The sequence below is a fragment of the Gillisia hiemivivida genome (assembly GCF_007997295.1).
GTDB lineage: Bacteria > Bacteroidota > Bacteroidia > Flavobacteriales > Flavobacteriaceae > Gillisia > Gillisia hiemivivida.
This window is the reverse complement of the sequence record NZ_VORY01000030.1, coordinates 23,820-29,858: the sequence shown is the minus strand read 5'-3', so window position 1 is coordinate 29,858 and position 6,039 is coordinate 23,820. Positions and strand designations below refer to the sequence as shown.

Genomic DNA, 6,039 nt, shown 5'->3' with positions numbered 1-6,039 from the left:
TAAATTTTTCAAAAAAGAAAAAATAATTCTGTGTTCCAATAGCAAGCTCCTAAACATTGAAAACAGTCCTAATCCAGGTTAATTCTAGCCTCACCGAAATCCTGAATTTTTTTACCGGACAATACTACTAATAAATATATACTCGCACCTTATTCTAATTTTGAAAAAATATAGCACAAAAACACCAAAGTGAAATAATCATTTTGACAAGTAGAATTAAAAAAGCCAGTAGCAATGTAAATGGGATAATACCCTCTCAAGGTTTACACTGCACATATGCTGCGCAATAGATATAATTGAAATGTAATTAATCTCGAATATGTTGATAATATTTTGTTTTACCAACTTCAATATTAATTACTAAAGTGAAGATAATTTAGTCTCCACTTCATTATTTTTACAAAATGATACTAATAATTGGAGCAGGCTTATCGGGACTTTTAACAGCTTACCGACTAAAAAAAGAAGGTATTCCATTTAAAATTTTAGAGGCAAGACCTAGAGTTGGTGGAAGAATAAATACTGTATATGGAAAAGATAATACACCGGTTGAAATGGGAGCAACCTGGTTTGGCGCTCAACATACATATTTGAAAGCCTTATTGGAGGAATTAGGAATTGAATATTTTGAACAATATATGGATGGGACAGTATTCTTTCAGCCCTTCTCTACTTCTCCAGCTGAATCTATACAAATTCCTAGTCAACCACCTAGTTATAGAATTTCTGGTGGCTCATCCAATCTTATAAATACATTATATCAGAAATTAGATGAAAAGGATATCATACTAAATCAATCTGTGAAGGAAATTAAATTCCACAATAATTCTGTTCAGGTAATTACGAATGAGGTGTTTGAAGGCAATAGAGTTGTTTTAGCTATTCCACCTAAATTATGGGCAAAAAAAATCTTATTCGAGCCTAATTTACCAGAGAATTTGATCAGTTTAGCTGAACAAACGCAGACCTGGATGGAAGACTCCATTAAAATTGCATTGACCTATAAACAAGCATTTTGGCAGCAAGCAGATCTATCTGGAACTTTATTCAGTAATACAGGACCTATAACCGAATTGTATGATCATTGCGATCACGAAAGGTCTAAATATGCACTTTGTGGATTCATCAATTCATCCTTTAAACAACTTACTTATAAAGAAAGGCGTGCTAAAGTTATTGATCAAATAAAAAATGTTTTTGGAGAGAAAGCTGAAGACTTTATTGACTATGAGGAATGTATCTGGAGCAAAGAAGAAAACACCTTTGAAGCATCTGATATTGCTCTTTATCCTCATCAAAACAATGGAAATCCAATTTTTAGTAAATCCTTTTTTGATGATAAATTATTAATTTCAAGCTCAGAAGCGGCTTCAGAATTTCCTGGATATATGGAGGGTGCAGTGTATTCAGCGAATATAACTGCTAAAAAAATAATAACCGCCAATGTCGATTATCGCAAATAGCGGGTGTTCTAGTGAAAAGGTTTTTTATGTTTCGAAGAATGGCAAAATAATCACACCGATTATTTCAACTGAAATTAGAGATAAAACAGCAGAATTTAAACCCAATCAGCAAAACAAAGAATAAAAGGCTAATGTAGGCAGCTGCCCAAGCTTCAGTTCTTGATGGTTTTCCTAAAGAAGATTTTAGGTCTTATAAAGTATATATGAGTTTAACTGTCAAAAATCGTGGCTGTATAAATGTTTCTGATGTGAACACAGAGAAGTTATTGGCGCTGTTTCTCACTTTAGAATCAATGTCCAATATATTAGTCGCCTTGATTTCGTATTCCAATTTGGCATCCCTATCTTTTCTATAGGCAAGCGTAGCATCCCAATTCTGAAAAGACTGTGATTCGCCATCGCCATTATTTTGATTGGTGTAACTGTAATTAGTTCGAAAAGTTATCGATTTCCAGATATATGCATCAAACTCTACTGCTGGTGCATTCGTAATAAATTTAGTCTTACGACTCCCTTGATTATTGTTTGTCACACTATAGCGATACGTGAGAGTTACGTTTGGAGCCTCCTTATAATTAGTGCTTACCCCTGGCGTATACGTTTGTGTGTAACCTTCATTAAGTGACTGTTGACCTTGAATGAACTGATTGATCTTACTGTAATTAAAACTAGCATTCATGCTCGCCCTTATCTTACCAAAGGTTCTCTGGACACGTCCAAATACGTTCACATTTTCATCTGCAAAATTAGAGTTGAAAAAAGTACTTGTCCTAATCACATTTTCAAAATTTGTCAAGCTTCGTACCTGATCTACATTGTTTGAATATGCTGCTCGAGCAAAAACATTAGTATAATTAAAGAGGTTGAAACTACTGTAAAAAAGGCTCACATTATGCGATAAGGCATTCTGAAGGTCTGGTTCACCAAATTGTATACTATTATAATTATTCAGTACTAAACCTTGTGCCAATCTGGTAACATCCGTGAACTGATTACTCATGTCGTATCGTAAGGTCAAAGATTCATTCTTTTTAAACTGAATTCGGGTTTCAAAATCTGGCAAAAATCGGAAGAAGTTATCCTCAAAGGTTTCGCCGAATTGACTATTCTTGTTTCCATATGCATGAAGTGAAAATCCGGGTGTTACGGTAAATTTGCCATTTTTAAATCGGTAATGCGCTCCCAGATATATATCGCTAAAATTGTACTCTATATCATTGGTGTTCCGCCCTTCATTGAACGTTGGTGTTGGATCAAATTGAGATCCATCATTTAGGAACTGAAAAATATTTGAATTGAATTCCTGACGACTTAAGATTGTTCCAAGTGTCAAGTTTAGATTACTCTTGGCATTAAGGATGTTGTAATAATCCAATTTAGCATCTAATTGATTAGACTTAATACGTCTATTCTGACCAAGGTTATAATTAGTTAATGAGGTGTCTAGACCCAAAGCCTCTGCAGTCGTGTCAAACGGATCTTCATCATTAGGATCATTGACTAATATGGCATTGTAAAACGGATCTTCATTTTTTAATAAATGCTGTGCCTCAAAGGCAAAAATATTGGTCTCATTAAGCGTATAATAATAATTTATATTTTGATTGATACTATATGGTGAAACCTCATCTAGCTGATCTGTATTTCCTATAACCGAAGAGAAAATACTTTGATTTTGCACATCGTCCGATATGCGACCCAAGACATCATAATCCAACTGATTGTTGAAATTTGGCTTGTAAGATGCACTTAGTTTCATTAAACCTTGATTAGAGCGTTCTTTGCTAGACTGTTCCGTAAATTCATCTGGGATACCTAGGTCTGTATCAGTATATCTCACGAAGCTGGTTTCCTTGGAAAGAATACGACTACTATTGAAAATCACGAATCCGCTAAGGTCTAAAGCCTGACTGGGAGAATAACTAAAATTACCTGTCGCTAATTTATTTTCAATTTCCAGTGCATCATCTTGACTAGTCAAGAAATTTAAGCTGTTATCCCCAAGATTTATACTGGTTCCACTACTTCTACTTGGTGATCTAAAGCCACCGCCAAATCCTCTGATGTCACGACGCGTCAAGGCAACTTCACCCGTGTTGTTCAAGTCTCCAATAAAATTAAGGCTATACTTTGGGCTGTAATAAAACAGCTTAGGTTGCAGTAGATAAAGCTCATTATCTGGTGAAGCTCCCGCTCCGGCGGTCACATTACCAAACCAAAAGTTCTCTTTTCCTTCCTTGAGCTTAATGTTCAAAGCTACATTATCCTGGTTATTAGTAACACCACTTAATTGACCAACTTCAGAATAATTACGAAGCACTTGTACCTTATCTACAGCTTTAGAGGGAATATTCTTTGTTGCTAACTTAGTGTCACCATCAAAAAAGTCCTTGCCATTCACCATCAGTTTATTAACTACTTTGCCTTCTACTTCTATCTGCCCGTTCTCATTAATCTCGACACCTGGTAAATTTTTAAGTACATCTTCCAACTTTCTTTCGGTTCCCGTATTAAAAGAATCAGCATTGTAAATTAGAGTATCCCCTCTTACTACAACCGGCATTTCGTATATGAGCTCCACAGCGTCCAAAGAATTGTCCTCCTTGAGTGTATAATCTTTTGTGATATCACTTTCTTTTGTTGAAAGGATCTCTTCAAAAGTTTTCATACCTATATAGCTAACCTGGATCTTGTATGTGCCATTTTTACCCAACTCCAGCTTATATTTACCTTGTTCGTTGGTAATTCCATAAGATTCTAAACCACTTGTTTCTTGATTAATGGCAACTACATTTGCCAATTCCAAAGGGTTTTTCAGGCTGTCTCTAACAAAACCTTCAACTTGAATTTGAGCATAGGAAATAGTGGCAGCAAGCAGAAATGCAACACAAAATATTTTTTTCATAATTACGTATTGCTTGTTGGTTTGGTTAACTTATTTAATTCAGCCAACTTAATTTCTACTTCTTCCTCTATTATTTCTCATTTCCAACATCTTTTCTTGAATGGTAATCTGGTAATTACTTTTCGTGATTTCTTTCCCTTTATCTGGAGCTTCAATCTTTAATTTATCCGCAGGATTCATTACAATTTTAGAGCACAACATGGTCATATTACCTGCGCTAACTTCTAAAATAAGACCCGGAAGACCCCAATATGCTCCTGGCCCATGACTTACCGGTATTTGTGGCGTATACCATGCTTCAACTTCAGTCATTGCAATCTCTGGTTCTTTATTCTGAACATCTGCAGAATCGGAATTTTCAGCGGTTTCAGATCTTAAATCACTCCAAGAGAAATCATACCAGGTCAATTCACTAGTTGGGATTGAAGCTGTAGCTTTAAAACACGTATATTGCCCTATTTGCTTTGACTCTTTACCCATCTTCCAATCTATAACCTGTAATTCATCCTTAACTAAAAACTGCTTTCCATAAAATTCTTGACTCTGAACTAAAGCATTTTCCTTGACATTTTTATATTGCTCCCCTTGTGAGAAGTTATTTCCCCATGAATCTGTTGCGCCAGAAATCGCATCAATTTTGTCTTCCTCATCAAAAAGGGACTCTTCTTTATTGAAATTCAAAACATAAGTCTTTTCCAATCTGTTCTTCAAGCGTGCTTCTATTTGCTTTTTCTGCGCTTCGCTCATTCTTGCCCCCCAAGTACCTAGCTCCATTTTAGATTTATAAGAATAGTAAGCTTCACCTTGAAACTCTTGCACATTTGGTTTGAAGGACAAAAGCATTGTAAAGGCGAGGAACGATAATTTAAACAGGCTTGATTTCATATCCGGCAGATAATATTTTTTTGTTTAACAAACATACTTAATGATTAAACATTTAAGGGTCGTTTAGGAAACATTAACATAAGTTTAAATATGAAAATAATTGTTTTATTCAATCCTCGCTTATTTTGTGACCTATCAAATATAAAGATAACAAACTGTTAAGGACAAGCCTCTTATAAAGTAGATACTGTTACAACAAATTTATAATAGCTATTGATTGTCGTATACTTCAAATCTAATATAGATACTCATTATCTGTAATAGATAAAGTCTATTAGAATTCAATTCCGATTTTGTAATAGCTCCTTATATTTACATCGTGCACGACATTATTTTGCACGTTATAATTTGTAACTATGAAAAACGAAGTTAAAACCACGACAACACAAAAGGTTTTCAGAATACTATTAGCCTTATTTATGATCTATGCTGGGTTTAGTCATCTTACTTTCAATAGAATTGAATTTCAGACTCAGGTGCCAGATTGGGTTCCTTTAAGCAAAGATCTGGTAGTAATCCTTTCTGGTATTGTTGAAATGGCCTTAGGCCTCAGCTTATTATTCTGGAAAAAGCAGCGTGCAAGAATTGGATGGGCATTAGCACTGTTTTTTATTCTGATTTTTCCCGGCAACATTGCACAGTATCTAGACGGAAGAGATGCTTTTGGAGCTTTAAATTCTGATAGAGCACGATTAATCAGGCTTTTCTTTCAACCTGTTCTAATTGTTTGGGCGCTATGGTCTTCTGGTGCATGGAAAGCATGGAGGAATTCAAAAAAATAATTAT

At 34.9% G+C, this 6,039-nt stretch carries 4 protein-coding genes; 2 read left to right on the top strand and 2 right to left on the bottom strand.

Features of this window, described 5'->3' with window-relative positions; genetic code table 11:
- Positions 1 to 404 precede the first annotated feature (404 nt).
- Positions 405 to 1,463, top strand: a complete 1,059-nt coding sequence (locus ES724_RS15610) for a flavin monoamine oxidase family protein (RefSeq protein ID WP_146934719.1) — start codon at positions 405 to 407, stop codon at positions 1,461 to 1,463.
- A 190-nt stretch (positions 1,464 to 1,653) separates the two neighbouring features.
- On the opposite strand, the gene ES724_RS15605 is transcribed toward ES724_RS15610, so the two are convergent.
- A complete protein-coding gene (locus ES724_RS15605) occupies positions 1,654 to 4,368 on the bottom strand; it encodes a TonB-dependent receptor (protein ID WP_146934716.1) in 2,715 nt (904 codons plus the stop codon).
- A 48-nt stretch (positions 4,369 to 4,416) separates the two neighbouring features.
- On the bottom strand, positions 4,417 to 5,253 hold the full coding sequence (locus ES724_RS15600) for a GLPGLI family protein (RefSeq protein WP_146934713.1): 837 nt from the start codon (positions 5,251 to 5,253) through the stop codon (positions 4,417 to 4,419).
- A gap of 356 nt (positions 5,254 to 5,609) precedes the next feature.
- Between ES724_RS15600 and ES724_RS15595 the strand changes: the two genes are divergently transcribed.
- Entirely contained in the window at positions 5,610 to 6,035 is a 426-nt protein-coding gene (locus ES724_RS15595; RefSeq protein ID WP_146934711.1) for a DoxX family protein, read from the top strand.
- Positions 6,036 to 6,039 lie beyond the last annotated feature (4 nt).

Coding starts and splice junctions, on each gene's coding strand:
- ES724_RS15595 (WP_146934711.1), top strand. CDS start 5,610: ATGAAAAACGAAGTTAAAACCACGACAACACAAAAGGTTTTCAGAATA.
- ES724_RS15600 (WP_146934713.1), bottom strand. CDS start 5,253: ATGAAATCAAGCCTGTTTAAATTATCGTTCCTCGCCTTTACAATGCTT.
- ES724_RS15605 (WP_146934716.1), bottom strand. CDS start 4,368: ATGAAAAAAATATTTTGTGTTGCATTTCTGCTTGCTGCCACTATTTCC.
- ES724_RS15610 (WP_146934719.1), top strand. CDS start 405: ATGATACTAATAATTGGAGCAGGCTTATCGGGACTTTTAACAGCTTAC.